The following is an 810-nucleotide window of genomic DNA, read 5'->3' as shown; positions in this document are numbered from 1 at the left end:
TCGGTAATTTTTCTAATCGTTTCTCTGTAAGCCACTCTCGGAACGCTCTGCTCGATTTCCGCTTTGGTTAGGGCGATTACTCTTTCCAAAGCCAATTTAACTTGCAAATCTCCCATAGCCTTTATTATCGTTTCTTTAGTTTCGCTGTCGGATTCCACATTAAAAGTCAAATCTTCTTGCGATATCGTATCCAATACTTCACGAGCTTTAACATCGTTTTTCAATATTTTTATAGCGGTAAAAAATATCGGTTGAGGAATTTTCAAATTTTCAAATTGGAATGGAGAAGTTGGAGAACTTATAGTATCGGCAGTTTTGCAGTCGGATAATTTAGCCAAAACTCCTATATCTCCCGCAGTTATTTCGTCCGTTTCCGTTTGTTTTTTTCCTCTCGCCATATATATATGAGCGACTTTTTCCCGTTTCCCCGTCCTCGAATTGTAAATTTCGTCTCCGCTCTTCAAACTTCCCGAACGAACTTTGAAAAATGAAATTCTACCCGCATATTGGTCGATAGTCGTCCTAAATACGAATGCCGCAAATGGGTCGTTTCCTAATATCGTCCTTTCCGCTTCTTCGTTGGTTATAGGATTTTTTCCTTTAGTCGCTGGAACATAAGAAGGAGAAGGCATATATCGGATTATAGTATCCAAAACCGCTCCCATTCCAATATCTTTTAAGGATGTGCCGAATAATATTGGAACTACTTTATACTGCAATATCGATTTTGTAAGAGCTTCTATATATTCTTCGTCCGAGAATTTGTCTCCCGATAAAAATCTTTCCGTTATGAGCGAGCGCCATACTTCC

General features: G+C 38.9%; 1 protein-coding gene. It reads right to left on the bottom strand.

Features of this window, described 5'->3' with window-relative positions; translation table 11 throughout:
• Window positions 1-810, bottom strand: an 810-nt coding sequence (locus tag EZH24_RS12885) for an EF-Tu/IF-2/RF-3 family GTPase (protein WP_272897906.1), incomplete at both ends; no start/stop codon positions are given.

The sequence above is a fragment of the Brachyspira catarrhinii genome (genome assembly GCF_005518285.1).
GTDB lineage: Bacteria > Spirochaetota > Brachyspiria > Brachyspirales > Brachyspiraceae > Brachyspira > Brachyspira catarrhinii.
The sequence above is the reverse complement of the archived record's forward strand: the minus strand, read 5'-3'. Positions and strand labels throughout refer to the sequence as shown.